This window comes from Trinickia violacea (genome assembly GCF_005280735.1).
In the GTDB taxonomy this organism is placed as follows: domain Bacteria; phylum Pseudomonadota; class Gammaproteobacteria; order Burkholderiales; family Burkholderiaceae; genus Trinickia_A; species Trinickia_A violacea.
Genome location: NZ_CP040077.1, coordinates 467603 through 492656, shown reverse-complemented (window position 1 = coordinate 492656; position 25054 = coordinate 467603). Strand labels below are relative to the sequence as shown.

At 63.1% G+C, this 25054-nt stretch carries 24 protein-coding genes; 7 read left to right on the top strand and 17 right to left on the bottom strand.

Translation table 11 applies throughout. The features are described 5' to 3' along the window. Positions 1 to 310: 310 nt before the first annotated feature. A complete protein-coding gene (locus FAZ95_RS02095; RefSeq protein ID WP_137334388.1) occupies positions 311 to 841 on the bottom strand; it encodes a hypothetical protein in 531 nt (176 codons plus the stop codon). A gap of 402 nt (positions 842 to 1243) precedes the next feature. Between FAZ95_RS02095 and FAZ95_RS02090 the strand changes: the two genes are divergently transcribed. Continuing rightward, positions 1244 to 1702: a hypothetical protein gene (locus FAZ95_RS02090; RefSeq protein ID WP_137330925.1), complete on the top strand. Its 459-nt coding sequence runs from the start codon at positions 1244 to 1246 to the stop codon at positions 1700 to 1702. A gap of 189 nt (positions 1703 to 1891) precedes the next feature. Then, positions 1892 to 2422 (top strand): TlpA disulfide reductase family protein, encoded by a 531-nt coding sequence (locus tag FAZ95_RS02085; protein WP_137330924.1) that lies wholly within the window; start codon positions 1892 to 1894, stop codon positions 2420 to 2422. Between the two features lie 19 nt (positions 2423 to 2441). Here the strand turns inward: FAZ95_RS02085 and FAZ95_RS02080 are convergent, their stop codons facing one another. The 6 genes from FAZ95_RS02080 to tauA form a co-directional block, all read right to left on the bottom strand. Beyond that, a complete protein-coding gene (locus FAZ95_RS02080; protein WP_137330923.1) occupies positions 2442 to 3848 on the bottom strand; it encodes a sigma-54-dependent transcriptional regulator in 1407 nt (468 codons plus the stop codon). A 36-nt stretch (positions 3849 to 3884) separates the two neighbouring features. Next, positions 3885 to 5867: a sensor histidine kinase gene (locus FAZ95_RS02075; RefSeq protein WP_137330922.1), complete on the bottom strand. Its 1983-nt coding sequence runs from the start codon at positions 5865 to 5867 to the stop codon at positions 3885 to 3887. Between the two features lie 78 nt (positions 5868 to 5945). Beyond that, positions 5946 to 7229 (bottom strand): dicarboxylate/amino acid:cation symporter, encoded by a 1284-nt coding sequence (locus tag FAZ95_RS02070; RefSeq protein WP_137330921.1) that lies wholly within the window; start codon positions 7227 to 7229, stop codon positions 5946 to 5948. A 379-nt stretch (positions 7230 to 7608) separates the two neighbouring features. Further along, complete coding sequence (locus FAZ95_RS02065; RefSeq protein WP_137330920.1) at positions 7609 to 8496, bottom strand: ABC transporter permease subunit; 888 nt, start codon at positions 8494 to 8496, stop codon at positions 7609 to 7611. After that, positions 8493 to 9290, bottom strand: a complete 798-nt coding sequence (locus tag FAZ95_RS02060; RefSeq protein ID WP_137330919.1) for a taurine ABC transporter ATP-binding protein — start codon at positions 9288 to 9290, stop codon at positions 8493 to 8495. The genes FAZ95_RS02065 and FAZ95_RS02060 overlap by 4 nt, the downstream gene beginning before the upstream one ends. A 50-nt stretch (positions 9291 to 9340) precedes the next feature. Continuing rightward, positions 9341 to 10381, bottom strand: coding sequence for a taurine ABC transporter substrate-binding protein (tauA, locus tag FAZ95_RS02055; protein ID WP_137330918.1), 1041 nt, complete (start codon positions 10379 to 10381; stop codon positions 9341 to 9343). 226 nt (positions 10382 to 10607) lie between these two features. Between tauA and FAZ95_RS02050 the strand changes: the two genes are divergently transcribed. Together FAZ95_RS02050 and FAZ95_RS02045 are read left to right on the top strand one after the other, a co-directional pair. Continuing rightward, positions 10608 to 12434, top strand: coding sequence for a methyl-accepting chemotaxis protein (locus FAZ95_RS02050; protein ID WP_137330917.1), 1827 nt, complete (start codon positions 10608 to 10610; stop codon positions 12432 to 12434). Between the two features lie 440 nt (positions 12435 to 12874). Beyond that, positions 12875 to 13951, top strand: a complete 1077-nt coding sequence (locus FAZ95_RS02045; RefSeq protein WP_137330916.1) for a hypothetical protein — start codon at positions 12875 to 12877, stop codon at positions 13949 to 13951. Between the two features lie 255 nt (positions 13952 to 14206). Here the strand turns inward: FAZ95_RS02045 and lipA are convergent, their stop codons facing one another. The 3 genes from lipA to FAZ95_RS02030 form a co-directional block, all read right to left on the bottom strand. Beyond that, on the bottom strand, positions 14207 to 15214 hold the full coding sequence (gene lipA, locus FAZ95_RS02040; protein WP_137330915.1) for a lipoyl synthase: 1008 nt from the start codon (positions 15212 to 15214) through the stop codon (positions 14207 to 14209). Beyond that, positions 15207 to 16007, bottom strand: a complete 801-nt coding sequence (lipB, locus tag FAZ95_RS02035; RefSeq protein ID WP_137330914.1) for a lipoyl(octanoyl) transferase LipB — start codon at positions 16005 to 16007, stop codon at positions 15207 to 15209. Before lipB ends, lipA begins: the two co-directional genes overlap by 8 nt. 74 nt (positions 16008 to 16081) lie before the next feature. Beyond that, positions 16082 to 16408 (bottom strand): DUF2917 domain-containing protein, encoded by a 327-nt coding sequence (locus FAZ95_RS02030; protein WP_137330913.1) that lies wholly within the window; start codon positions 16406 to 16408, stop codon positions 16082 to 16084. Positions 16409 to 16509: 101 nt separating this feature from the next. Between FAZ95_RS02030 and FAZ95_RS02025 the strand changes: the two genes are divergently transcribed. The 3 genes from FAZ95_RS02025 to FAZ95_RS02015 all read left to right on the top strand — a co-directional run bounded on the left by FAZ95_RS02025 (position 16510) and on the right by FAZ95_RS02015 (position 19576). Beyond that, positions 16510 to 17466, top strand: a complete 957-nt coding sequence (locus FAZ95_RS02025) for a transcriptional regulator GcvA (protein ID WP_137330912.1) — start codon at positions 16510 to 16512, stop codon at positions 17464 to 17466. Between the two features lie 102 nt (positions 17467 to 17568). Continuing rightward, on the top strand, positions 17569 to 18654 hold the full coding sequence (locus FAZ95_RS02020; RefSeq protein WP_137330911.1) for a type IV toxin-antitoxin system AbiEi family antitoxin: 1086 nt from the start codon (positions 17569 to 17571) through the stop codon (positions 18652 to 18654). Between the two features lie 4 nt (positions 18655 to 18658). Beyond that, positions 18659 to 19576: a hypothetical protein gene (locus FAZ95_RS02015; protein WP_137330910.1), complete on the top strand. Its 918-nt coding sequence runs from the start codon at positions 18659 to 18661 to the stop codon at positions 19574 to 19576. 39 nt (positions 19577 to 19615) lie between these two features. Here FAZ95_RS02015 and FAZ95_RS02010 read toward each other — a convergent pair whose 3' ends face one another. The 7 genes from FAZ95_RS02010 to FAZ95_RS01980 form a co-directional block, all read right to left on the bottom strand. Further along, positions 19616 to 19885: a DUF493 family protein gene (locus tag FAZ95_RS02010; RefSeq protein ID WP_137330909.1), complete on the bottom strand. Its 270-nt coding sequence runs from the start codon at positions 19883 to 19885 to the stop codon at positions 19616 to 19618. A 40-nt stretch (positions 19886 to 19925) separates the two neighbouring features. Further along, positions 19926 to 20858 carry a D-amino acid aminotransferase gene (locus tag FAZ95_RS02005; RefSeq protein WP_137330908.1) on the bottom strand — a complete coding sequence of 311 codons (933 nt, stop codon included), beginning with the start codon at positions 20856 to 20858 and terminating at the stop codon, positions 19926 to 19928. Positions 20859 to 20871: 13 nt separating this feature from the next. Further along, positions 20872 to 22098, bottom strand: a complete 1227-nt coding sequence (locus FAZ95_RS02000) for a D-alanyl-D-alanine carboxypeptidase family protein (protein ID WP_137330907.1) — start codon at positions 22096 to 22098, stop codon at positions 20872 to 20874. A 204-nt stretch (positions 22099 to 22302) separates the two neighbouring features. Beyond that, positions 22303 to 22947, bottom strand: coding sequence for an alpha/beta hydrolase (locus FAZ95_RS01995; protein ID WP_137330906.1), 645 nt, complete (start codon positions 22945 to 22947; stop codon positions 22303 to 22305). Positions 22948 to 22960: 13 nt separating this feature from the next. Further along, positions 22961 to 23284 (bottom strand): (2Fe-2S) ferredoxin domain-containing protein, encoded by a 324-nt coding sequence (locus FAZ95_RS01990; protein ID WP_137330905.1) that lies wholly within the window; start codon positions 23282 to 23284, stop codon positions 22961 to 22963. Between the two features lie 59 nt (positions 23285 to 23343). Continuing rightward, a complete protein-coding gene (locus FAZ95_RS01985; RefSeq protein ID WP_137330904.1) occupies positions 23344 to 23994 on the bottom strand; it encodes an ABC-type transport auxiliary lipoprotein family protein in 651 nt (216 codons plus the stop codon). A gap of 33 nt (positions 23995 to 24027) precedes the next feature. Next, on the bottom strand, positions 24028 to 24993 hold the full coding sequence (locus FAZ95_RS01980) for an MlaD family protein (protein WP_137330903.1): 966 nt from the start codon (positions 24991 to 24993) through the stop codon (positions 24028 to 24030). Between the last annotated feature and the right edge of the window lie 61 nt (positions 24994 to 25054).

Here is a 25054-nt window from a genome sequence, read left to right as displayed (position 1 = left end):
ACTTATGCACATTTCCCGGCATCGCCGCTTCAATTGCTCGTTTGAAGGGATCGCCCGAAGGATTATTCGCAGCCCTTTGATTTATTTGAATTTTCCCCGTTGCCGCCTTTCGGGGCAATTTAAGGAAAGGCCCGCAGGACGGGGTTCTGGGGCTCGTGCGAAAGAGTTTTCAACAAAGTTATCCACAACAGCTGTGGATAGCTAAAAAAACCGCCGCAAAATCCGGCAATTAGCGACACATCCTATGAAGGAACTTTCACTTTAAGGCTCGATCTTAGGCGCGCTTTTCGCGCCCTCAGCGTCCCGACGATCAATAGAGCTTGAACGACTGGAAGAACTGATCGACTTGCTCCTGGGGCGGTGCCTTGTCGGCGATGATGGCCGCCTGGTACACATGCTTGCCGCGGGCAACGAGACGCACCTGTATCGTCCTGTGCTCGCGCTTCTCGCCCGCGTCGCCGCTCACGCTCATCTCGAGGCCCGGCACCATGCCGCCCGCAGCAAGCGGGACTTGGGTAGTACGCGCCTCGGGGGCCGCGCCCAGGTTGCGCGCCAATCCTGTACGCAGGTAGTCGAGCACCGCTTGCCGCAGTTGCGGGTCGTCGCTCGGCAGTATCACCGTGCCGACCGCGAAAACCACACCCTCGGCATGCGCCGACTGCATCTTCATCTTCATACGCGCGCCGCCGATATCGACATCGCGCTCATCGTTCAGCGGTTTTGCCGGCAGGTCGATCGTGTAGCCGTCCGCACTGTTCATGATCGTGCGCCAATCGTAGTCCGGCGAACATGCGGTGAGCGCACAGCCCAAGATGGCGGCGCCGGCAAACGCTCGCAGCACGGCTGCGCCTGGGCTGGCGAGGGCGGAGCCGTGGCTCGATGAACGAATGCCGAAGCCGAAGCCGAAGCCGAAGGCAGCACGGGAAATCACGCGCTTGGCGGCAGGCAACGGCGCAAGAAGATTAAAAGCGGACCGAAACATAAGACGGATGACCTGAAAACGGGAACGAGGCAAAACGCGGGTCGCCGCGATCTTATCTTATGGGGCAAACCGCCGCCGATACGACCCGCTCCGCACAAGGCGCACCGGCTCTATCGAGCCTCAAATAACAACGAAGCTGGCCAACTTGCCCTCTGCGCAACCTGTATCAAACCCATGCGTAATCCTCACATATTTTTACAGATCTCTTTCGGACCGACTGCTACACTGGCGCCCGCTATCTCAAAACCACGGGTAAACCAGATGCTGAAGAAAATTGTGGGGATTTCGCTTGTCGCAGTCTCGGCTGCCGCTTCGCTGCCTGCTGTGGCGGGCGACATGAATAACGCGCTCGGCGGCGCGCTTGGCGGCGTTGCCGGCGCGGCGGTCGGCAACGCGATTGGCGGCAGCACCGGCGCGGTGATCGGTGGCGCCGTGGGCGGCGGTGCCGGTGGCGCGGTGACGTCGAACAGGCGCGAGCGCACGGGCGCCATCGTCGGCGGCGCGCTCGGCGGCGGGGCCGGCACTGCGGCGGGCAATGCGATGGGCGGCACCACGGGCGGACTGGTCGGCGCGGCGCTCGGCGGCGGCGCGGGTGCGGCCCTCGGCGGCAATATCTCGCGCAACAATTCGTATGCCGATGACCACGGCTACGGCTACGACCACGGCTACGACCACGGCTACAAGAAGAAGTACAAGCATCACAAGCACTACGAGGACTGAGCCAAGGCGCCGGCGACAAGAGGAAAAGCAAAATAAGCGGCTGTGGCGGGCGACCGGATCTGTCTCCGTTATACCGAAGCTCAGCAATCCGGCCGTACCGCCGCCCATGCGAAATCCGCGACGCGACTGTACAATAGTTGCGCTTCTTTGCCGCGCTTTCCACGCTTGAGCGCTTCCGAGGTTCGATCCATGAGTCAGACTCCCGCTTCCACGACGCGCCGCCCGAATCCCATCCGCTATGTCGCGATGGCAATCGTGGCTGCCGCCATCGCCGTCGCCGGTTATTTTGCGTTCGGCAGCCAGCAAAAAGTGCCCGACGCAACTTTCACGCTGCTCTCCGGGCAGAAGATTTCGACGGCCGATCTCAAAGGCAAGGTCTATCTGGTCAACTTCTGGGCGACCAACTGCGAGACCTGCATGAAGGAAATGCCGCAGATGATCGACACGTACAACCGCTACAAGGGCCAGGGGCTCGAGTTCGTGGCGGTGGCGATGAACTACGACGCGCCGATGTATGTGGTGAACTATGCGCAAACCCGCCAGTTGCCGTTCAAGGTCGCGATGGACGACGGCAGCGCCGCCAAGCAATTCGGCAACGTGCAGCTCACGCCGACCACGTTCCTGGTCGACAAAGACGGCAAGATCCTGAAGCGCTATGTCGGCGAGCCGGAGTTCGCGGAGCTCGATCAGCTGCTTTCGAAGGCGTTGAGCACGACCTGAAGCGCCCGCCGCCCTATCTTCAGCCCGCTTCCTTGTCGCCCTCTTTGCCGGCGTCGCCTCGGTCCGCGAGGCCGTACCGCTTGATCTTCTCGTAGAGCGTCGCTTTGCCGACCTGCAGCCGGTCGGCGGCCTGCGCCACTGCCCCGCCCGCCTGCTCCAGCGCTTGCGCGATAGCGGCGCGTTCGAATTGTTCGACTTGCTCCTTGAGCGATGCCGTCGCCGCTTCGCCCGCAGCGCCGTGCGCCGCCTCGCCGAGCCCGTCGGCGATGCCGAGCACGAAGCGATCCGCGGCATTTCGCAACTCGCGGACGTTGCCGGGCCAGTCGCGCCGCATGAGCGCAGCCCGTTGTCCGTCCGTCAGGATCGGCGCCGGACGCCCATACCGCACGGCCGCATCGAGCAGGAAGTGCTCGAAAAGCGGGACGATGTCTTCGCGTCGTTCGGCGAGCGGCGGCAGCGCGATCGTCACGACGTTCAACCGATAAAGCAGGTCCTGCCGGAACGTGCCCGCCGCCACGTGCTCGGCCATGTCGCCCTTGGCCGCCGCGATCACACGGCAATTCACGCGAATCGGCTGGTTCGAGCCGAGCCGCTCCAGCACGCCGTCCTGCAGCACGCGCAACAGCTTCACCTGCAGCGAGAGCGGCATGCTTTCGATCTCGTCGAGGAAAAGCGTGCCGCCCGACGCGTGCTCGAGCTTGCCGATGCGGCGTTTTGCCGCACCGGTAAAGGCCCCTGGCTCGTAGCCGAACATCTCCGATTCGAACATCGGCTCCGGCAGCGCGCCGCAATTGAGCGCGACGAAAGGCTTCGCGCGCCGCGGCGACATGTCATGCAGACTGCGCGCAATCAATTCCTTGCCGGCGCCGGTGTCGCCGTTGACCAGCACCGAGGCATCAGTGGGCGCGACGTTTGCGATCAGCTTTCTCACCTGCTCGATCGCCGGACTGCGGCCGATGATGCCCGGCGCAACCGCGTTCTGCCCGGCCAGCTCGCGTCGCAGCGCGAGGTTTTCGAGCACGAGCATGCGGCGCTCCAAAGCACGCCGCACAGTTTCGATCAAACGCTCGGACGCGAACGGCTTCTCGATGAAGTCATACGCACCGTCGCGCATCGCTTGGACAGCCATCGAGATGTCGCCGTGGCCGGTGACGAGGATCACCGGCACGTCCGGCGCGCGCGCACGGCATTGAGCAAGCAACTCCAGACCGCTCATCCCGGGCAAGCGGATGTCGCTGACGATCACGCCGGGAAAGTCGCTGCCGATGGCGCCGCCCTCGCCGGTGGAAGCGCCGCTCGCGCGCAGCGCCGCTTCGGCCGACGCATAACCGTCCACGTCAAAGCCGGCCAATTGCAGGCTCTGCACGCTGGCGCGGCGCACCAGTTCGTCGTCCTCGATATAGATCACTTGCAGGCCGTTCGCCATCGCTTGTCACTTGTCACTTGAAAGGGCGCATTCCATTCACGAAGGAAGCGTGTCGGGACTATGCGTGCGCGCGCGGCGCAGCGTCAAGACGAAGACCGCGCCGCCTTCGTCCGCGTTCTTCGCCGTGAGCGAGCCGCCGCAATCGCGCGCAATCGACGACGAGATCGCGAGGCCGAGGCCAAGCCCCTGCCCCATTTCCTTCGTCGTGAAGAACGGCTCGAAAAGACGCGGCAGCGCGTCGGCGGCGATGCCGGGGCCGTTGTCGCGCACGGTGATCGAGAGCGACGTGACAGCCGCCTCGATCTCGATGGCGATGCGCGGCTCGGCCAGCCCGGCGACCGCGTCGAGCGCGTTGCCGATCAGATTGATGAGCACTTGTTCGAGACGCAGGTCGTCGCAGCGCGCGACGAGCGTCGGGTGCTCGTCGTTCACGTCGAACGCGAGATGCGTCGAGGGAACGTCTGCAAACTCCGGGCGATCGGCCGTCGTCAGCGAGACATCCAGCACGACACCGTGCAAGCGCTTTTGCAGCAGGGTCAGCGAATTGCGCAGGGCTCGCGCAACCGGCGCGCGCTCGTTTCGCGGCCGGGCGCGTCCGACGAACAACTTGAGCTGATTCGTGATCTTGCCCATGCGCTCGGTGAGCGCGGCGATCGCCTCGAGGTTCTCGCGCGCGGCCGCCTGATCGCCGCGCTCCAGTAGCACGCGCGTGTTATCCGAAAAGCCGCGCAGCGCAGCGAGCGGCTGATTCAATTCGTGCGTGATGCCCGCCGCCATCTGGCCGAGCGCGGCGAGCTTGCTGGCCTGCACGAGTTCGTCGTGCGCCGCGCGCAGCTCCTGCTCGGCGCGCGTACGCTCGCCGACTTCCTTCTGCAATTGCTCATTCGCTTCGGACAAGTCCGCGGTCCGCTCCGCGACGCGCTCGTTCAACTCCGCATACGCCTTCTGCAGCAACGCGCGGCTCTTGACCATCTCGCGCACGCGCGCGCGGCGCATGCGCCAATAGAAACCGAGCAGACAGAGCGACACAAAGCCGAAACCGGTGACGACCGTGGCGTTGCGCGCGTCGGCGTCGACCGCATCGACGGACGCCATCGTGATCAGATGCCAGTCCGGCACGCCGACCGAGCGGCGCGTCTCGAGATAGCGCGGCGCGAGCCGCCCGCCGCCGATGCGCACGATCCGCGCATCGTCTTCGAGCGTTCGCTCGATCGTCATCGGCAATGGCGCGATGGTCTGCTGAGCGTATTGGCGCGTCTCGAAGATCGACGTCGTGACCGACCCGGACAGCGGCCGCACCGTGTGATATTTCCACGCCGGCACCGACGACAGGAAGATCACGCCGTGATCGTCCGTGACGACGAGCGGCTCGAACGCATCGGTGCCGGGAAACCATTCGAGGTTGAGCTTGACGACCACGACGCCGACGATCTTGCCGTCGCGATAGACCGGCTGCGAGATGAAGTAGCCGGGATCGTGCGAGATCGTGCCGATGCCGAAGAAGCGGCCGACGCCGCCTTTCACGGCATCGACGAAGTACGGTCTGAAGAGATATTGGACGCCGACGAAGCTGTCCGGCCGGTCCCAGTTGCTCGCCGCGACGCACAAGCCGTCGGCGCGGATGATGTAGGTTTGCGTCGCGCGCGCGTGGCGGTTGACGTCTTCCAGGTAGCGGTTGGCGCGCGCGACGCCGTCCGCTGTGGGATCGGCGAGCACGTCTTGCACAAGGGGATGCTCGGAGAGCAGGTAAGGCAGCGATTCGTAGCGCTCGAGCGTGCTCTTGAGCGCGTTCGTCGTGCGGTCCGCGCGGACCGCCGCGTTGCGCCGCAGCTCGTCGGCGCCGCGTTGCCACGTGATGCTCCACGTCAGCGCGCAGGCCGCCGCGAGCGTCGCGAGAAGCGCGATAACGACGATCAGGCGGCGCGTCACGGTGGCGGATTCCAGTCGATGGGGATCGACTATTTTGGCATATCGCGCGAAGCGGTCCGGCTCGTAGGCGCCTCGTTCCGCGGTGCTCATTGCTTCGAGTGGATCAGGGTGCCGCGTGGTGTCGCGATCTGGCGCCGCGCACCGCGCGACGCCGTCCCGCTGATCGCTTTAGACTGCGGCCGTCTCGTCGACGGTCACGTCACCGCGGCGCAAGGCACGCGTGAGCTGGGCGCGGTCGAGCTCCTTCTCCCAAGCCGACACGACCACCGTCGCCACGCCGTTGCCGACGATGTTCGTCAGCGCGCGGCACTCGCTCATGAAGCGGTCGATGCCGAGAATGAGGACCATGCCCGAGAGCGGAATCGTCGGCACCACGGCGAGCGTCGCGGCGAGCGTGATGAAGCCCGCGCCCGTGACGCCGCTCGCGCCCTTCGACGTGATCATCGTCACGGCGAGCAGCGTGAGCTGCTGCGTGAGCGTGAGATCGGTGTTCGTCGCTTGCGCGATGAAGAGCACGGCCATCGTCATGTAGATGTTGGTGCCGTCGAGGTTGAACGAGTAGCCGGTCGGCACGACGAGGCCCACGACCGAGCGCGAGCAGCCGAGCTTCTCGAGCTTCTGCATGAGCTGCGGCAGCGCCGCTTCCGACGAGCTCGTGCCGAGCACGATCAGCAGTTCTTCCTTGATGTAGGCGACGAAACGGAAGATGTTGAAGCCGACCAGGCGCGCGATGATGCCGAGCACCACGACCACGAACACGACCGACGTCAGATAGAACGTGCCGATCAGCTTGAGCAGCGGCAACAGCGAACCGACGCCGTACTTGCCGATCGTGAACGCCATCGCGCCGAACGCGCCGATCGGCGCGAGCTTCGTGATGATGCGCACGATGCCGAAGAACACGTGCGAGATGCTTTCGATGAAATCGGTGACGATCCGGCCGCGCTCGCCGAGCTGCGTGAGCACGCTGCCGAACAGCATCGCGACCAGCAGGATCTGCAGGATTTCGCCTTGCGCGAACGCGTCGACGACCGTGTTCGGAATGATGTGCATGAAGAAGTCGACCGTGCTCTGGCCATGCGCCTTCGCCGCGTAGCTCGCGACTTCCTTGCCGTTGAGCGTGGCGACATCGACATTGAAGCCGACGCCGGGCTTGAGCACGTGCGTCGCGATGAGACCCAGCACGAGCGCGAACGTCGAGACGACTTCGAAGTAAAGCAGCGCCTTGCCGCCCACGCGCCCGACCTTCTTCATGTCCTGCATGCCCGCGATGCCGGTGACGACCGTGCAGAAGATGATCGGGCCGATCACCATCTTGATGAGCTTGATGAAGCCATCGCCGAGCGGCTTCATGTCGATTGCGAGATCAGGCGAAAAATGGCCGAAGAGGATGCCGATGATGATCGCTGCGATCACCTGGACATAGAGGACTTTATAGAACGGTTTCTTCACGATGGTTCCAGACTGAATGGATGGGCCGAAGGGCCGGTGGCCGGTACGATCCCGCGCACGGCGCGAACGAATGAAGGCCGGTCGCTTGGCGTGGGCGCGCAATGGCGCTAAAGGGCGCGAAAGGTCGCCTCGAGCGACGGGTTCAGAAATGCCAGGCAGGGGAATCGATCATCGGCTGTCTCCTTGCTTTGTAAGTAGGCGGGCCGTTGCGGCCGCGGGTCTTACATTGCAAGGGCGATGCCAAGTCGATACGCGGCGGGAGAGGATTGATTTTTAAGGGATTTATTCAGGCGCCGGGGCGCCGCCGTTCCGGGTTTCCGGAATTCCAGAAGGGCGGCGTCCAGAGATCCAGATCGCCGGCGTTGTCTTGCCTGTTTGCCTAGCCCCGCCCCTTCCAAGGCACGAGCCGGCGCTCGAGCCCGCGCATCGCCAGATCGAAACCCCAAGCGATCGCGCCGATCAGCACAATGCCCATCACCACGACATCGGTGCGCAGAAAGCTCGACGCATCGAGCACCATCTGCCCGAGCCCGGCCGTTGCGGCCACCATCTCGGCGGCGACCAGCGTCGTCCAGCCGAAGCCGATCGCGATGCGCAAGCCCGTCAGTATCTCCGGCAACGCAGGCGGCAAAACGACGAAGCGCACGACCTGCCAGAACCCGCCACCCAGCGAATACGCCGCATGGATCTGCTCGACGGTCGCGCTCTTCACGCCCGCGCGCGCCGCCATCGCGATCGGCGCGAAGCACGCGAGGTAAATCACGACGATCTTCGCGGTCTCGTCGATGCCGAACCAAATGACGACGAGCGGCAAATACGCAAGCGGCGGCAAGGGTCGATAGAACTCGAGCGGCGCATCCAGCAAGCCGCGCGCGATGCGGCTCACGCCCATCAGGATGCCGACCGGCACCGCCGTCAACGCCGCCAGCAGGAACGCGCCGAATACGCGCAGCGTGCTCCATGCGAGATGCTCGGGGAGCGGCAAGCCGCCCTGTATCCGGCCGTGCCACGCGTCGATGAACGCCGCCCAAACGGATTCGGGCGAGGGCAAGAAAAGCGGCGCGACCCAATGCAGATGCGTGGCGAGCCACCAGATCGCAACCAGGACGGCGACGGAGGCCGCGCTCAATGCCGCAGTCGGTCCTTCGCCCGGCGAGCGATAGGAACGCACAGGCGTCGCGTTTCGACGCCTGCGACGAGGCCTAGAAGGCGCCGGGGCTCGTTGAGCGCCGCGTGCCGATTCGGCAAACGATTCGTGACTGCTCATGCCGTGACCTCATTCGACACGCGGTGGTGAAGCAGCGCCGCCAGCCGCTCGCGCCACTCGATGAATTCCGGCGACGACTTCACTGCCCGGGCATCGCGCGATTGCAGAAAGCGCCGCGCAAACGGCAAGTCGAACGTCTCGGCGATGCGGCCCGGGCTCGGCGTCATCACGACGAGGCGCGTCGCAAGAAACAGCGCCTCTTCGACGCTGTGCGTGATGAAGAACACTGTCTTCTGCGTACGCCCCCAGACGTCGAGCACCAGTTCCTGCATCGACTCGCGCGTCATCGCATCGAGCGCGCCCATCGGCTCGTCCATCAGAAGCACCTGCGGATCGTTCGCGAGCGCGCGGGCGATGCCGACGCGCTGCTGCATCCCGCCCGACAGCTCATACACGCTCGCGCGCGCATATCGTTCAAGGCCGACCAGCGCGAGCGTGTCGCGCGCAACGCGTTCACGTTCGCGCTTGCCCTGCCCCTTGAAGCGCAAACCGAGCGCCACGTTGTCGAGCACATTCAGCCACGGCATCAGCGCGTACTTCTGGAACACGACGCCGCGTTCGGCGCCGGGACCGCGAATCCGTTGCTCATTCATGCGCACTTCGCCTTCGGTCGGCTGAACGAAACCGGCGATGCAGTTGAGGAGCGTGCTCTTGCCGCATCCCGAAGCGCCCAGCGCGACGACGAACTCGCCTGCGTCGATGATCAGGTTGACGTCGGCGAGCGCCACGTTCGCCGCGCGGCCCCGCGCGCTGTCATACGCGACGTGCAGCTGTCGAATCTCGAGCCGGTTCATGTCGAAGCCTCAACGTTTCGATATCCGAATCTCTCGCCACACGGCGGCGTTCAACGCAGCGCACGTTGCACGAACTGCGGATCGACACCTGTCGAGTAGTCGGGCAAAACGTTTTGAATCGTGCCCTGGGCCTTCAGAAACGTCGCCGTGGCCGCCAGCGACTTCGCCGCACCCGATTGCGCACCACCGCCGAGCCACACAGGCGACGCTTGTTCGGAAAGCGTGGGAAACGCGTAGAGCGCGAGGCTCGCGGGCACGTCCTGCGCGTTCGCGCCCGACTCCTGCGCGACCGCGGCAGCCCGCGGCGAGGCCGCATTCCAGGCCGACGGGTGATCGCGATAGCTCGCATCTGTCGCCGCCAGGACCTTCACGAAGCGCGTCACGAACTCGGCGTTCTCGCGCGCGAACTTGCGGTCGACGACGAAGCCGTCGAACGTCGCCTTGCCCGTCGCTCTCGCGACCTCGCCCGACGTAATCAGCACGCGGCCGTTCTTCTTCACCTTCGCGAGTACCGGGTCCCAGATATAGGTTGCGTCGATGTCGCCGCGATCCCAGGCAGCCGCGAGGTCGGCGGGACGCAGATTGACGATTTTGACGTCCGAAGGATTGATGCCCGCGTTCTGCAGCGCGACGAGCGTATGGAAATGCGAAGTCGACACATACGGCACGCCGATCTTCCTGCCTTTGAGGCCCGCCACGCTCGTCACGCCGGAGCCGTCGCGAGCGACCAGCGCTTCCGCATCGTTGATGTTGTCGAGAATCCAGAAGAGCGAGATATCGACACCTTGCGAAAGGCCCGCCGCGATCGGGCTGGAGCCCGCCTCGCCGAGCTGCACCGAGCCCGACGCGAGCGCACGCACGACGTCGGCGCCGCTCGCGAGCTTACGGTAAGTGACTTTGTAGCCCGTTGCTTTTTCGACTTCGCCGGTTGCCTGCGCGTAGCGCCACGGCACGACCATGTCCTGATAGGCGATCACGACTTCGCGGGTTTCGGCGAAAGCGTGAGGAACAAGCACGGCAGACAGTGCGATAAGCGCGGCGGCGGCAGCGGCCGCACGCGTTGCGGCGAATGAAGAAGTCAGTCGGATCATGCCCAAGCCCCAGTCGATAAGCGAAGTTGTCTGTAAGGCTTCCGACTATAGGGATTTCGGATGCGAGCCGTTCTAACAAATCCTCGATTGCTATCCACAACGGCCGCGCATTCCTTTCCAAACCACACATCCGCTTACAACGCGGCTTCAAGTTCCTCGACTCCCCTGCCGATAACGCATAGATACGTTCTTCTCCGGCAAGCCAACCACACTCACGGACAGCGCAATGTTTGCATCGATTCGCACGCGGATTCTGGCGACTTGTGTCGCAATCGTCGTCACCGCGCTCGCGGTAACCGGGGGGCTCGTCTACTACGTCGTCAAGAAGGACAACGAGCAGACGATCGACGAAAACCTGAAATCCATTTCGACCGGTAACGCGACGGCGATCGAAGAATGGGTTTCGGGGAAGGCGCGTGTCGCCCAGGCGCTGGCCGACACGATCAATGTCGGCGCAGGCGACCCCACCGATGCGCTCAAGCTGCTCGCCAAGTCCGGCGACTTCCAGGTCGTGACGCTGGGCCTGCCCGACAAGACGGCGTTCACGGGTGGCACGTCGCTGCCGCCCGGCTACGATCCGACGGCGCGCCCCTGGTACAAGCAGACGCTGGCGGCCGGCCATCTGATCGTGACCGCGCCGTTCACCGACGCCTCGAACGGCAAGTACGCCGTGTCTTTCGGAGTGCCCGTGATGCGCGATGGCGCGCTCAAAGGGATCATCGCGGCGAGCGTGTACCTCGACGGCGTGAGCTCGGTCGTCGCCGCCGTGCACCCGACGCCCGCGAGCTTCGCCTTCCTCGTCGACCAGTCCGGCAAGCTGCTCGCGACCGCCAAGAGCGACCTCATCATGAAGCCCGCCACGGACCTGTCGCCCGATTTGACGACCGACGCGCTCGGCGCGCTTTCGAACGCGGCCGAGCCAATGGCGGCCAAGGTCGACGGCGCCACCAAGCTGCTGCAGTCGCAACCGATTCCCGGTACCGACTGGCGCTTCGTCCTCGCGCTCGACAAGTCCGACGTGACCGCCGGCATGCGCGCAGTGGCGACGACCACCGTGATCGCGATCATCATCGTCGCGCTGATCGCGGCGGCACTCGTCGGCGCGCTGACGAACGCGGCGTTCAAACGCGTGCTGCAAGTGCGCGACGCGCTCGTCGACGTGAGCTCGGGCAGCGGCGATCTCACGCACCGCCTGCCCGCGGACGGCGACGACGAAGCCTCGCAAATCGCACGCGCGTTCAATGTCTTCGCCGAGAAGATCAGCGACATCCTGCTGCAGATCCGCGCGATCAGCGAGTCGGTGAACGTCGCGAGCGCCGAGATCGCGCAGGGCAATCAGGACTTGTCGAGCCGCACCGAGCACGCCGCGTCGAGCCTGCAGGAAACGGCGGCCGCGCTCGAAGAGATCGCCGGCACCGCGCGCAACTCGGCCGACTCGGCCAATCAAGTCAGCCGCCTCGCGGAATCGGCGTCGAGCGTCGCGACGCGCGGCGGCCAGGTCGTCACCGAGGTGGTCGCGACCATGAACGAGATCACGCAGGCGTCCACGCAGATCGCGAACATCATCGGCGTGATCGACGGCATCGCGTTCCAGACCAACATCCTCGCGCTCAACGCGGCCGTCGAAGCCGCACGGGCCAGCGAGCACGGGCGCGGTTTCGCGGTCGTCGCCGGCGAAGTGCGCGCGCTCGCGCAGCGCAGCGCCCAGGCCGCGAAGGAGATCAAGGAGCTGATCAACTCATCGGTGGAGAAGATCGAGGCGGGTTCGGGACTCGTGCAGACGGCCGGCACGACGATGAACGAAATCGTCGACGGCGTGCGCAGCATCGCGAGCGTGATTGGCGAAATCAGCGTCGCGACTTCCGAGCAGAGCACGGGGCTGGGGCAAGTGAATCAGGCGCTGTCGCAGCTCGACAATGTGACGCAGCAGAACGCGGCGCTCGTCGAGCAATCGGCTGCAGCAGCAAGCCAGTTGCGGGAGCAGGCGGCAACGCTCGCGCAGAGCGTCGGTGCATTCAAGCTCGCGCGAACCGGTGCGATGACAGCGGCTTAACGACAGGCACGATAAGAAAGGGAGGCGCGCACCTCATCGTGCGCGATAAAAAAATCGGGCGGCCTAGGCCGCCCGATTTTCTTTGACTACTCTCGCTTCTAACGCTCGACTGTACTGGCGAGCAAATATTTTTCACTTTTTACATCATTCGTCGCGACTGGCATACATTGCTTTTCCGTGCAACGTGCAATGTTCGAATCGACGCTGGAGCGTGATTTCACCAGTCCTGCTGAAGTTCGAACGGAATGTTGAATCGTTCGAGGTGCAGCCTTTGGTGCAGGACTGGACGGATAACAATGGTAAAACCCGCAGCACGTCGCCCGCTATTTCACCACCCTGGCATTGCATATGCAGCGTAACTGGTCTATATAATTGTCGGATCAATGCCATGTTCGCGGATTTGCAAAGCCGACACTCATGCCAGGAGTATTGCGATGCCCATGGAATCAATTTCCCCATTGCGAGGGAACGAGCTTTGTTACATTTCAACCATAATTAAATCAGCCGCTGCCATTACAGACTGGGACGCGGCATTGGGCAATAATAAAGCAGGCAAGGTGCAGGAAGTGCAATGCATGCAGATAAAAGACCAGTTATTTATCGCAGGCAATTTCTATCGGATCGACGAAGGCGCAGCAATCAAATCTTATTTGTCCAGTTTTGGCATCACCAATAGATACGATTTCGAATCATGTATGCAGTATAGCCATGAATTGCTCACGATGAACAACGAGCGGTGGCTGAAAATTCAAAATAAAAAAGAAACTGACGATGCGACGTTCAATTTAAAAAAAATAAAAATTGACGTGCACACCATGCCAAAATATAGCGGCCAAGACAATTTAGTTATTCATGGATTCGCCGAAAGCAAACCTGTTTTTCTGATGGAAGCATTTGGTGACGATAAAATTGGGGCCATCATGGATTTACTGGCAAAACCACGAAAGGACCAACCCAATCGCAATGAAAAATTATCGTGGTTTTTGCGCCGCTTCCTTGGTGTTGCCGAATCCTTGGGAGCAGTCAAAGCAACTGGAGGCCCTCACGGTTACGTTGGCAGCTTTTCTGAAAGCAAAGATGTGAATATTGTGAAAAGCGAGAAAGGAGTGCATGCAGAATTGGTACTTCTATCTTTTTTAACAAGAGCTGTTGTGGATAGTCCTGACAAATTCTATGGGCAAACAGTTTATTTGGGAGGCTCGAAAAATACTTGCCTTTGGTGTAAAGCATGGATGGATCACTATAGAAAATGGATTAAAGAGTGGTTTAGCATGAAACTGATTTTGCCAAACGAATACACACATGAAATAGAGGCGCTCATCCGCCCGCACGGATCCGGAGCGGGTAATCGGCCAAAGTGGGAAGGCATGGCTTATGCGGGTGAGTCTGCAAAAGCTTTATTCAATGGTTCCGCAGGAGGCAATTATGCGGACCTGGCAGATCTGGAAGGACCTGCCGATAACCCAAACAGTCTATTGGCATGGAGGGATGCCCCTGGGCCTGGTCCCGCGCACTGATTGAGCCTCGCTATCCCAAGCCCGGTCGCGGTCGGCCAGAGCGAGCCGACGGTAACGAGGGGAAGTTGGGAATTCCGTTCTACGCTACCAAACTAGTCAATTCGCCAAATGCGGCCATCGTCGGGAAATTCCTTGATCCTTGGAATTGTCCTTCCCATGGCCGCCCCTCAGCAGCATTTAGCGTTGTTGAGTACAAGCTAGCGATGTTCAGTACGATTTAGCGTTGGAATCGTCAACTACAACGCGCATACGGCTTTAGACCACGCCCGCGCCGTGCGCCTGCAGATCGGCGTGATAGCTCGAACGCACCATCGCGCCGACGGCCGCGTGCGTGAAGCCCATCTTGTACGCCTCTTCCTCGTACATCTTGAACGTGTCCGGATGAACGTAGGCGCGCACCGGCAGGTGGTGCTCGGACGGCTGCAGGTACTGGCCGATCGTCAGCATGTCGACGTCGTGCGCGCGCAGATCGCGCATCACTTGCAGAATCTCTTCCTCGGTTTCGCCGAGGCCCACCATCAAGCCCGACTTCGTCGCGACATCGGGATGCAGCGCCTTGAAGTCCTTCAAGAGCTTGAGCGAATGCGCGTAGTCCGAACCGGGGCGCGCTTCCTTGTACAGGCGCGGCACCGTTTCGAGGTTGTGGTTCATCACGTCGGGCGGCGCGGCGTTCAGAATCGTCAGCGCGCGATCGAGACGGCCGCGGAAGTCCGGCGTGAGGATTTCGATGCGCGTCTCCGGCGACTGCTCGCGCACCTGGCGGATACATTCGACAAAGTGGCCCGCGCCGCCATCGCGCAGGTCGTCGCGATCGACGCTCGTGATCACCACGTACTTGAGCTTGAGCGCAGCGATCGTGCGCGCGAGATTGGCCGGTTCGTCGGTGTCGAGCGGATCGGGACGGCCGTGGCCCACGTCGCAGAACGGGCAGCGCCGCGTGCACTTGTCGCCCATGATCATGAACGTCGCCGTGCCCTTGCCGAAGCACTCGCCGATGTTCGGGCAGCTCGCTTCCTCGCACACCGTGTGCAGGTTGTGCTCGCGCAGGATCTGCTTGATTTCGTAGAAGCGCGAACTGCCGGTCGCGGCTTTCACGCGAATCCAATCGGGCTTCTTCAGTTTTTCGATCGGGACGATCTTGATCGGAATGCGCGCCGTCTTGGCTTCGGCCTTTTGCTTGACGGTCGCGTCATAGGCGGCCGGGGCGGCGTTGGCGGCGGAATCGGCGGAAGCGCCGGCGGAGTTCGCGGTAACGTCAGTCATTCGATTGATCCAGTCGGACGGCGGCAGTGCCGGCCTGCGGTTGAGCACGGTGCGCGGGAGCGCCGTCGAGGTTGGCGGCTAAACGAGCCGCGAGGGTCCTGGCCACCTCGTCCCAGCCGGCGGCGACGCCCAGCGTCGCCATGTCGACCGTTTCGAGTCCCGCGTAGCCGCACGGATTGATCGCAAGGAACGGCTGCAGATCCATCTTCACGTTCAGGCTCACGCCGTGATAGCTGCAACCGTTGCGGATTTTGAGGCCGAGCGCCGCGATCTTCGCACCCTCGTGCGCACCGGCCTGCGGCCCCGGCGCCACGTAGATGCCGGGCGCGCCTGCCTTGCGAGCGCCCGCCAGATTATACGCCGCGAGGGTCTCGATCACGGCCTCCTCGATCTTCGTGACCAACTCGCGCACCATGAGCTTGCGGCGGCGCAAGTTCAAAAGCAGATAGGCAACGATCTGGCCCGGACCGTGATAGGTGATCTGTCCACCGCGGTCCACTTTGACGAGCGGGATGCCGGCGTCGGCCGCGAGCAGGTGGGACGGGTCGCCGGCCTGGCCGAGCGTGAAAACGGGAGGATGCTCGACGAGCCAGATCTCGTCGGCGGTGTCGTCGGTGCGGGCGTCCGTGAACGCGCGCATCGCGTCGAAGCTCGTTTCGTAGGGTTCGAGACCGCGCCAGCGCAGGAGGAGGTCGGGCGCGTCGGCCGTGCCTGTGAGGACCGCCGCCTCTAGCGGGTCGGCGTCAGGCAGATCGGAAGAACGGGAAAGCGGGGAAACCGGCGTGGCACACATGATCGCGGTAGTTTACCGAAATCGCGCGTACCCCGCCGGACACAATCATCAGCTGAATCGGCCAGACCACCGCGTCAAACCGTCCGCCAACCGCTGCGCATCCGCAGGCCCAGGCGAGTGCCGAGGTCCGCCAGCCAATCGCGCAGGCCGTCCTTCGGGCGGGGCGCGACCCAAAACGCGACGGTCGCCGGCTGAGCGCCTTCCGCGCTGAGCCAAAGCCGCTCGCCGCGCCGCAAACGCAGGCAATCGCCCGGCTCGAGCCAATAGTCTTCGATGTCGTTGCTGCGCGTCACCCACATGCTCGCGCCCTGCACCGTGAGCCGCGTGCTCTTCATGACCATCATCGGCACGGTTTCACGAGGATTGATTTCGAACGTGATGCTTGAAGAAATTTCTTGCATGATCCGCTCCGTCAAAGTGCTGTTCCGTGACTAGAATCGTAGATGCAGCAAGGGATTACCCCAAACGATCAATTTTCACGTCGTTGTGAGAAATATTAACAATGGACCTCCGACAACTTCCTGCGCTCAACGCGGTCAAGGCGTTCGAAGCGGCCTCGCGCCACGAGAGCTTCTCGCGCGCCGCCGACGAGCTTTTCGTCACGCACGGCGCCGTCAGCCACCAGATCCGCGCGCTTGAAGCCGAACTCGGCATCGCGCTTTTCGAGCGCGAGGGCAAGCGCGTGCGGCTCACCGAGGTCGGCGGCCGCTACGCGAAGGAAGTGCGCGCGGCGCTAATGGCGCTCGCGGAAGCCACCCGCGCGGTGCGGGCCGGCGACCGCGAGCGGCGGCTGGTGGTGTCGATCCTGACGTCGTTTGCGGCGCGCTGGGTCACGCCGCGCATCGGCGGTTTCATCGAGCGATACCCCGAAATCGACCTCGAATTGCTGTCGACCAATGCGCTGGCCAATTTCGCGCGCGACGACGTCGACGCGGCCGTCCGCTTTGGCTTCGGCCAATACGAGGGGCTGCACGTCGAGCCGCTGCTCGACGAGGTGTTCTTTCCGGTCTGCTCGCCGAACTACAACGGCGGACAGCTGCCGGCCACGCCCGCCGATATGCCGAAGTACACGCTCCTGCGCTCGGACGACGAGCTATGGCGCCCGTGGTTCGCCGCAGCCGGTCTAATCAGCGCCTCGGAACCGAAACGCGGCGTGTTGTTTCAGGATTCGTCGAACCTGCTGCAAGCGGCAGCCGACGGCCAGGGCATTGCGCTCGTGCGACGCTCGATCGCCATGCATGAAATCGCCGCGGGGCGGCTCGTGCGCTTGTTCAATATCGATGGGCCGAGCCCCTGGGCCTACTACTTCGTGTGCCCGCCGCGGTCGCTGGAGACCGCGCGCGTCCGGGCGTTCAGGGACTGGTTATTCGAGGAGGTCGAGAAATTTCAGGCGCTCTACGGCCTCGCCTGCGCGGCAGGAAGGGATGGTGCAGCGCAAGTGTTGAGGTCGGCAGGCTAGCTTTACTTTAGGTGAAATAGCTAGTTTAGCTGCACAGCTAAACTAGCAAAAACTGCTAAACTAATCGCCAATATCCATACTTAGCTGCCCAGCTAAATCAAAATGGGATCTCCCCTCACTCTTGTTGACCACTTCGTCAGAACATTCGAAAACGCGACAGGAGCAGCAATTTCGATTGACCGGCAGTTCGAGGTTGGCTTCGAACGTCCTGACGGCCAGCGACGTCTCGATCTTCTGCTAGACGTCAGGATGCCCGACTGCGATCTGACGCTCGCAGTCGAAATATTGCGCCAAGGCTACCCGCGCGATGTACGCAACGCCGTCTGGCAACTCAGTGAGTATCAGCTATTTGCAAAAGACCGCGGCCGCATAGCCGCTTTCGTCGTCGCGGAAGCGCTGAGTCCCGGGGCCCGTCAAGTACTCCGAGAGCACGGAATCGGTTACTTCGATTCGAGCGGCAGCCTATACATGAAAATCGGCGACCGGCTCATCGACATCGATCGACCGCAAAAAATGTCACGGACAACCAGGGTGACGTCGATTTTCAGGGGGGCGCGTGAGCAAGTCGTCCACACGCTCCTGCACGAGGGAAACGCTTGGCTCACCGGGCTGGAAATAGCAGAACGCTCGGCAACAAGCGTCTACACCGTTTCGCAAACCCTGCGCGAGCTGGAACAGCTCGAGTGGATCGTGTCTGAAGGAAATGGCCGCAAACAACGCCGCCACCTTGCGCAGCCAGGGAAGCTGCTGGACGCCTGGTCGGAGAGCTGGACGAGTCGCGAACAAACGAAAACGCGCTACTTCATGTTCGCGGCGAACCCAAAACAAATCCTCACGCTGGTCGCGGAAAGACTTAGCGAAGCTAGTCTCGAAAACTGGGCGTTGACGGGGGCTGCCGCGGCAAATGCCTTGTCGCCATTACTCACCAGCGTTGACACGATCGATCTGATCATTCCGCGTGGCAGCACCGTGAACTACACCTTAGCGCTGGGGCTACTGCCTGTAGACAAGGGCGCGAACGTAACACTCGTTGAGCGCGACGGTGCAAGCACCCTCTTTCGCCAGCAGCCCCCCGATCTTCCGGCTTGGTTTGCCAGCCCCTATATCCAGTACCTCGACTTACAAGACGGCCGCGGCCGGAACAAGGAACTGGCAGACGCGCTTCGATCCACCGTTTTGAAAATCTGAACGTATGGCTTCCAGCAAACCCGAAACCGCCGATGGCTATGACGCCGAACACACGATCGCATGTGAACGCACGCTCGTCACGCTGCTGCGAAGTTTCGGTACGCTCAAAGGCACGTTAAGGCTGATCGGCGGACTCGTGCCGCGATATCTCACACCGGAAAGTCCGCCCGAGGTACCTGCTCATGCAGGGACGTCTGACGTCGACATCGTGCTCAACCTGCAGGTCCTCGCCAACGACGACGCCTATGCAGATTTAGCCGACCAGCTGAAAAACAGAGGTTTCCAGCGCCACGTCAACAACAAGGGAAACTCCAGCAGTTGGCGTTGGCAACGCAGAGTGTCGGAACACGAGGTGGTTCTTGTCGAGTTTTTGAGAGACGCCGACGACAAGCTGCCCGGTGGAAAAGTCGCTTCGGTCGAAGGTGAAGGCGTATCGGCGCTGGCGATCAATCACGCCGGCATCGTGCACGAATGGTATCTGGAGAAGGAAATCACGACCGAATTGCTCGATGATGGAGGCATCGCAACCGAGACGATCCGATTTGCCGATGTCACTGCGTTCATCGTACTGAAGGCACTGGCCTTTGATGACCGAGCAGAAAACAAGGACGCCGCGGATCTTGTTCACGTGCTTCGCTACGCGGGCTCCATAAACACATTGGCACAGCAGTTCATCGATCGGCTTCGCGCCAACCGCCATCGCGTGGCGCTCGATTCCGCGTTATCCGCATTGCGCAGACGCTTTTGCGAGACAGACGGGATTGAGGCGCACCTGCGGGACGGGCCTGTTGCCTGCGCACATTTCGCGTTCGGCAGAGATCCGGCTCTCGAAGAAGAGCGGACGCTTGAACAGCGTTATGTGGCAGGGCTTGTAGGCGAGTTCATCCGCCTAATTGAGAAGGCACTGAGCCAAGCCGGCTGACGCAGCGCCCGACATGTGCAGGTGCACGCCCCGAAGCTGCTACAGCACCACCTTGACCATCGGGTGCCCGGTCAGCGCCCGGTAGATATCGTCGAGATGCTCGCGGCTCAACGCGCGCACCGTGACGGTCAGCCCGGTGTAGTTGCCGCCCGAGGACGGCCGGGTCTCGATGCGCGAGGCGTCGAACTCGTTGTCGAACTGGCGGATCACCGTCACGATCGTGTCGGTGAAATCGGGGTGCGACTTTCCCATCACCTTGATAGGAAAGTCACAGGGAAATTCAAACAGGGATTCGTTGACCGGGCTCATATTTCTCTCCATGCAGCCCATATGGGGCCTTTTCGCCGTATTAACAGGCCCAGGCGCGTTCAATCTGCGCCTCGCGCGCTTTCGCGCGCTGATACGCTGCATATAGTGCTGCATACACCGGGCCGGGCTTGCCGTCGCCGACCGGCGCGCCGTCCAGATCGGTCACGGGCAGCACTTCCTTGGTCGCCGAGCTGATCAGGATCTCATCGGCCGCGCGCAGCTCCGCTTCCGTCACGTCGCGCGCGGTGAAGCGGATGCCGCATTCGCGCGCCAGCTCCTCGATCAGCCCGTAGCGGATGCCTTCGAGGATCTTGTGATCGCGAAGCGGCGCAAACAGCTCGCCGCCCTTCACCACCCAGACGTTCGCCGACGACGCCTCGGTCAGCATCCCATCGCGCAACTGGATCGTCTCGAACGCATCGTTCTTCGCCGCATGCTCGGCCATCAGCACATTGCCGAGCAGCGACACCGACTTGATGTCGCAATGCAGCCAACGCCGGTCTTCCGCGCTCACGCAGCGCACGCCGCGTGCACGCACCGCGTCGTCGGGCAGACGCAACGGATTGACCATCATGAACACCGTCGGCCGGATGCCCGCCGGAAACGCGTGCCCGCGCTTCGCGACGCCGCGCGTAACCTGAATATAGGCAAGCGCGTGGCCGCCGGCGCGGGAATCGGCGGCGTTGCCGCCCTCCGGGTAATTCGCCGCGACCACGCGCGCGAGCAGCGCGCGCCAGCCGTCGTTGTCGAACGGATTCTCGATACCGACTTTCGCAAGACTGCGCGAGAGCCGCGCGAGGTGCGACGCGAAGCGAAACGGCGTGAGGCCGTGCTCGCCCGCGTAGAGCGGCACGACTTCGTAAATGCCGTCGCCGAAGATGAAGCCACGGTCGAGCACCGGGATGCGCGCTTCGGAGAGCGGCGTGAGCTCGCCGTTCAGATAGACGACGGGGTCTGGCGTCTGTTCGGTCATGGTCCTGAAAGCATTACGACTTCTTCTTGTTGATCATCAGCAGCAGCGAATCCCAGATGCGGCCGACGACGCCCGCCTGCGGCACCGCCTGCAGCGCGACGACCGGGAATTGCGCGACCGGCTTGCCGTCGGCGACCATCTGCACCGTGCCGACCTGCTGACCGTTGGCGATCGGCGCGATGAGCGGCTCGCTGAGCGTGACCTGCGGCTTGATCTTGTCGCCCATGCCGCGCGGCACGGTGATGTACTGGTCGCCCTTCACGCCGACTTGCACGGAATCGGCCGCACCCTTGAAGACGCGCGGCGTCTGCACGACCTGATTCGCCTTGTACAGACGCACGGTGTCGTACGCGCTATAGCCATAGCTCAGCATCTTCATGCTGTCCTGCACGCGGTCGTGTTCCTTCTGCTCGCCCATCATCACGGTGACGAGACGGCGGTTCACATCGGGCGAGCCCGGCAGCGAACGCTTCGCGGATGCAATCAGGCAGTAGCCGGCCGCTTGCGTGTGACCGGTCTTCAGGCCGTCGACGCTCGGGTCGATCCACAGCAGACGATTGCGGTTCGGCTGCTTGATCTTGTTGTACGTGAATTCCTTGACCGAGAAGATGTTGTAGTAGTCGGGGAAGTCGCGGATCAGATGCGTCGACAGCGTGGCCAAGTCGGCGGCCGTCGTGTAGTGGTTCGGGTCGGGCATGCCGTTCACGTCGGCGAAGTGCGTGCCCTTCATGCCGAGACGCTGCGCTTCGGTGTTCATCATGCTGACGAACTGGCCCTCGCTGCCGCCGACGAGCTCGGCAAGCGCGATCGCCGCGTCGTTGCCCGATTGAATGATCATGCCGTAGACGAGGTCGTGCACGGTCACCGGCTTGTTCGCTTCGATGAACATGCGCGATTCGTCGGTGCCCACGCGGCGCACGGCTTCGCTCGGCGTCACCACTTGATCCATCGAAATCTTCTTCGTCTGCAACGCTTCGAAGACGAGGTACGCCGTCATCAGCTTGGTGAGCGACGCGGGCTCGACGCGCTCATCGGCATTCGCCGAGGCGAGCACTTGGTTGCTGGTCGCATCGACGAGCACCCACGAGCGCGCGTTCACGCCCGGCGGCGGCACCTGCGCGAACGCGGTGCTCGCAACGAGCGTGGCGGGCAGCAACAGGCCGAGAGAAACCGCGCGGCTGACGGATTGGGGAACGAAAGACGTTGCGACGGACGAGAGGCCGGAGGAGGAAAAACGCATAGGATCGGTTCGGACGGTAGTGAGCAATGCACGCGGGGGGCGCGCCGTTGGAAGAGCGATCACGAGCGCGTCACCGCGACCCATTTTTCACACACTCGGGGTCACATCAAACGGCGGCACTCGCGCAAAAAATTGGGCCCATTATACGCGCCGGGCTGTAGCGTTTTTGCGTTTTGTGCGTACCTGTATGCCGGAAAATACAAATCAGCGCCAGGCGTCGACGATGATCCGCTTCAGGATGTGCAGCTTGCGATGCAGAAAATGTTCCGCGCCGGGGATCACGACGACCGGCAATTCTTGCGGCCGGGCCCAGTCGTAGACCGAGGCGATCGGCACGGTGTCGTCGGTCTCGCCGTGAATGACGAGCGTGTTTTCGGGGACCGGCGCGACTTCCCAGCGGCTCGCCGCCGTGCCGACGAACACTATCCGCTCGATCTCCTTGCCCGCCTCGGCGAGCGCCTTCGCGACGTGCGAAAGCACGAACGTGCCGAACGAAAAGCCGGCGAGCACGAGCGGCAGATCGGCCTGCCCCGGCTGCGCGCGCATATAGTCGAGGACCGCGAGCAGATCGTCGCGCTCGCCGTGACCGTTGTCGTGCTCGCCTTGCGTCTCGCCGACGCCGCGGAAGTTCGAGCGGTACGTCACGTAGTTGAGCTGCACGAGCGTGCGCGCGAGCGTGACCGCGACCTTGTTGTCCATCGAGCCGCCGAAGAGCGGATGCGGATGCGCGACGAGCGCGATGCCGCGCGGCGCGGCGCCTTCTTCGCGCACGGCGTCGGGCACATCGAGCGCCATTTCGATCTTGCCGACAGGTCCGTCGATCAGAAATTTCTGGGTGTGAACGTTCATTGCTTTGCGCGGATCAACGGTCGATCAACAAGCGCTCGACGACCTTGCCGTTGGCCAGATGCGAGTCGACGATCTCATCGATGTCCGCTTCGTCGACATAGGTGTACCAGGTGCCTTCCGGATACACGACGACAGTCGGCCCTTCCTCGCAGCGATCGAGGCAGCCCGCCTTGTTGATGCGGACCTGGCCGGGGCCGGCGAGGCCCAGTTGCTTCACGCGCTTCTTCGCGTATTCCTGCATCGCCTGTGCATTGCAATTCGCGCAGCTCGGCCGCTCGGCGCCCGGTTCGCGCTGATTCAGGCAGAAGAAGACGTGGTACTTGTAGAAGGAATCCATGGTGTCGGAGGTGTGGAGAGGTCCCGGCGATTATAGCGAGCGCGGCAAAAACGCTCCGATCACTTCGCCGCGACGATCGGCGTCATGCCGAGCCACACGACGAGCTGCGAGACGAAATCGTCGCTCGCGGCGGCGAGCGCTCGCGCGCCGCCGGCGGCATCCGCGGTGCTCGCGGGCGCGCGCGCAACGAACGTGCGCTGGCCGAGCACCTTGCCGTCGAGCATCAGCGTCGCGCGCGCGGTGAGCGCGCCGTGGCTTTCCGATTCGCCGTCGAAGACCTGCTCGAACTCCTCGAGATCGACCTTCAGCATCGGCGCATGCACGCCGTCGCCGCCCGTGAGCACCGTGCCGTGCGACGACAACGCCGCGCGCAAGCGCTGCGTGAGCAATTGCGCGGGCGGCATCGTCCAATGGCTGTTCGCGTAGGTCGCGGTGCGCTGGCTGTCCGCGTAGCTCAGGCGATAGAGGAGGCCGTCGCTGTTGAGCATCTGCGGCGCGCCGACGTCGAGCACCTTGAACGGCGGCAGCGGTCCCGGGGAGGCCGCCGGCGTGACGGGGCCGAGATCGTAGCGGATGTTCGCGACGGCGGCAGGCGTGCCGAGCGAGCAGCCGGCGAGCACGCCGGCCGCAAGCACGATCGGCACGATCATCGCGAGCGCGCCGAGCAACGGCGTGCGGCAGAAAAGTAGTCGGTCAGTCGAGCGTGACATTGCAGTATTCCTGACTTGGATTTTCAAATTCGTTCAATGAGCGGCAGCGTCTGCCTTCGGCCACGCGAAGCCGGGCTCGCCCGGACCGGGGGCCGCCGCCGGCGCGCCGAACAGCACGCTTCGCGGGCTCGTGCTGAACAGGTCCGCTGCGCGATCCACCGAGCGCACGGCGCTGCCGACATCGGTGCTCAACGCATCGATGCGCGGCAGCGTCTCGTAGTTCACGCGCGCGCTCAGATCCTGCAGCGAAGCATCCATCGCCGTCAGCGCCGCGCCCGCCCGATCGGCCGCGGCGCCGATCTTGTTCAGGTTCGTCACGAGCGGCCCGTTCTGGCCGTTCACACGAGAGATCAGCGCGTTGGTCGACGCGAGCGTGCTGTCGAGTTGATCGAGCGTGCCCGGCAGCTTCGCGGCGACCGGCGCGGCCGCCTTGGACAGCGCCGCCACGTTGTCGGCCGCGCCTTGGATGCTCGCGAGCGTCGCCTTCAACCGGTCGCGCATATCGTCGGACATCATATTGTCCGCATGCTTCGCGACACTTTCGAGTTCGCGCATCAGCACGTCGCCGCGCTCCTGCAACTGATCGAGCAGCCCGGGGCGCATCGGTATCTGAGCGACGCTCTTCGCCGACGACGGAAACGGCGTCAGATCGCGCCCGGTGTCTTCGAGCTGCACGAAGGCGATCCCCGTGACGCCTTGGAAGCCGAGACTGCCGTACGTGGAGTGCGTGATCGGCGCGGTCTTGTCGACGAGGATGCGGATCACGATCTGCCCCGGATGCTCGCGATCGAAGTGGATCGACTGCACCTTGCCGACGTCGAGTCCGCGATAGCGGACGGCGGCGTCGGTAAAGAGCCCGGTCACGTTCGTGCGTGCGATCAGGTCATACGGGATTCGCACCGAGCGGTCGATGTTGAACCAGAACACGGTCAACGCTATCGCGACCGCCAATCCGATCGTGAAGAGCCCAGCCCAGAACGCATGTGATTTGTTTTCCATTCGCGGGTTCCCTTGCAGGCGGCTTCGCGCAGTCCTGCAGTATTGCGGTTACGGTGTTCTC

Bases quoted from the DNA above. Each gene is read 5' to 3' on its own strand.
- FAZ95_RS02090 (WP_137330925.1), top strand. From the start codon at position 1,244: ATGCTGAAGAAAATTGTGGGGATTTCGCTTGTCGCAGTCTCGGCTGCC.
- FAZ95_RS02085 (WP_137330924.1), top strand. From the start codon at position 1,892: ATGAGTCAGACTCCCGCTTCCACGACGCGCCGCCCGAATCCCATCCGC.
- FAZ95_RS02080 (WP_137330923.1), bottom strand. From the start codon at position 3,848: ATGGCGAACGGCCTGCAAGTGATCTATATCGAGGACGACGAACTGGTG.
- FAZ95_RS02075 (WP_137330922.1), bottom strand. From the start codon at position 5,867: ATGAGCACCGCGGAACGAGGCGCCTACGAGCCGGACCGCTTCGCGCGA.
- FAZ95_RS02065 (WP_137330920.1), bottom strand. From the start codon at position 8,496: ATGAGCAGTCACGAATCGTTTGCCGAATCGGCACGCGGCGCTCAACGA.
- FAZ95_RS02060 (WP_137330919.1), bottom strand. From the start codon at position 9,290: ATGAACCGGCTCGAGATTCGACAGCTGCACGTCGCGTATGACAGCGCG.
- tauA (WP_137330918.1), bottom strand. From the start codon at position 10,381: ATGATCCGACTGACTTCTTCATTCGCCGCAACGCGTGCGGCCGCTGCC.
- FAZ95_RS02050 (WP_137330917.1), top strand. From the start codon at position 10,608: ATGTTTGCATCGATTCGCACGCGGATTCTGGCGACTTGTGTCGCAATC.
- FAZ95_RS02045 (WP_137330916.1), top strand. From the start codon at position 12,875: ATGGAATCAATTTCCCCATTGCGAGGGAACGAGCTTTGTTACATTTCA.
- lipA (WP_137330915.1), bottom strand. From the start codon at position 15,214: ATGACTGACGTTACCGCGAACTCCGCCGGCGCTTCCGCCGATTCCGCC.
- lipB (WP_137330914.1), bottom strand. From the start codon at position 16,007: ATGTGTGCCACGCCGGTTTCCCCGCTTTCCCGTTCTTCCGATCTGCCT.
- FAZ95_RS02030 (WP_137330913.1), bottom strand. From the start codon at position 16,408: ATGCAAGAAATTTCTTCAAGCATCACGTTCGAAATCAATCCTCGTGAA.
- FAZ95_RS02025 (WP_137330912.1), top strand. From the start codon at position 16,510: ATGGACCTCCGACAACTTCCTGCGCTCAACGCGGTCAAGGCGTTCGAA.
- FAZ95_RS02020 (WP_137330911.1), top strand. From the start codon at position 17,569: ATGGGATCTCCCCTCACTCTTGTTGACCACTTCGTCAGAACATTCGAA.
- FAZ95_RS02015 (WP_137330910.1), top strand. From the start codon at position 18,659: ATGGCTTCCAGCAAACCCGAAACCGCCGATGGCTATGACGCCGAACAC.
- FAZ95_RS02010 (WP_137330909.1), bottom strand. From the start codon at position 19,885: ATGAGCCCGGTCAACGAATCCCTGTTTGAATTTCCCTGTGACTTTCCT.
- FAZ95_RS02005 (WP_137330908.1), bottom strand. From the start codon at position 20,858: ATGACCGAACAGACGCCAGACCCCGTCGTCTATCTGAACGGCGAGCTC.
- FAZ95_RS02000 (WP_137330907.1), bottom strand. From the start codon at position 22,098: ATGCGTTTTTCCTCCTCCGGCCTCTCGTCCGTCGCAACGTCTTTCGTT.
- FAZ95_RS01995 (WP_137330906.1), bottom strand. From the start codon at position 22,947: ATGAACGTTCACACCCAGAAATTTCTGATCGACGGACCTGTCGGCAAG.
- FAZ95_RS01990 (WP_137330905.1), bottom strand. From the start codon at position 23,284: ATGGATTCCTTCTACAAGTACCACGTCTTCTTCTGCCTGAATCAGCGC.
- FAZ95_RS01985 (WP_137330904.1), bottom strand. From the start codon at position 23,994: ATGTCACGCTCGACTGACCGACTACTTTTCTGCCGCACGCCGTTGCTC.
- FAZ95_RS01980 (WP_137330903.1), bottom strand. From the start codon at position 24,993: ATGGAAAACAAATCACATGCGTTCTGGGCTGGGCTCTTCACGATCGGA.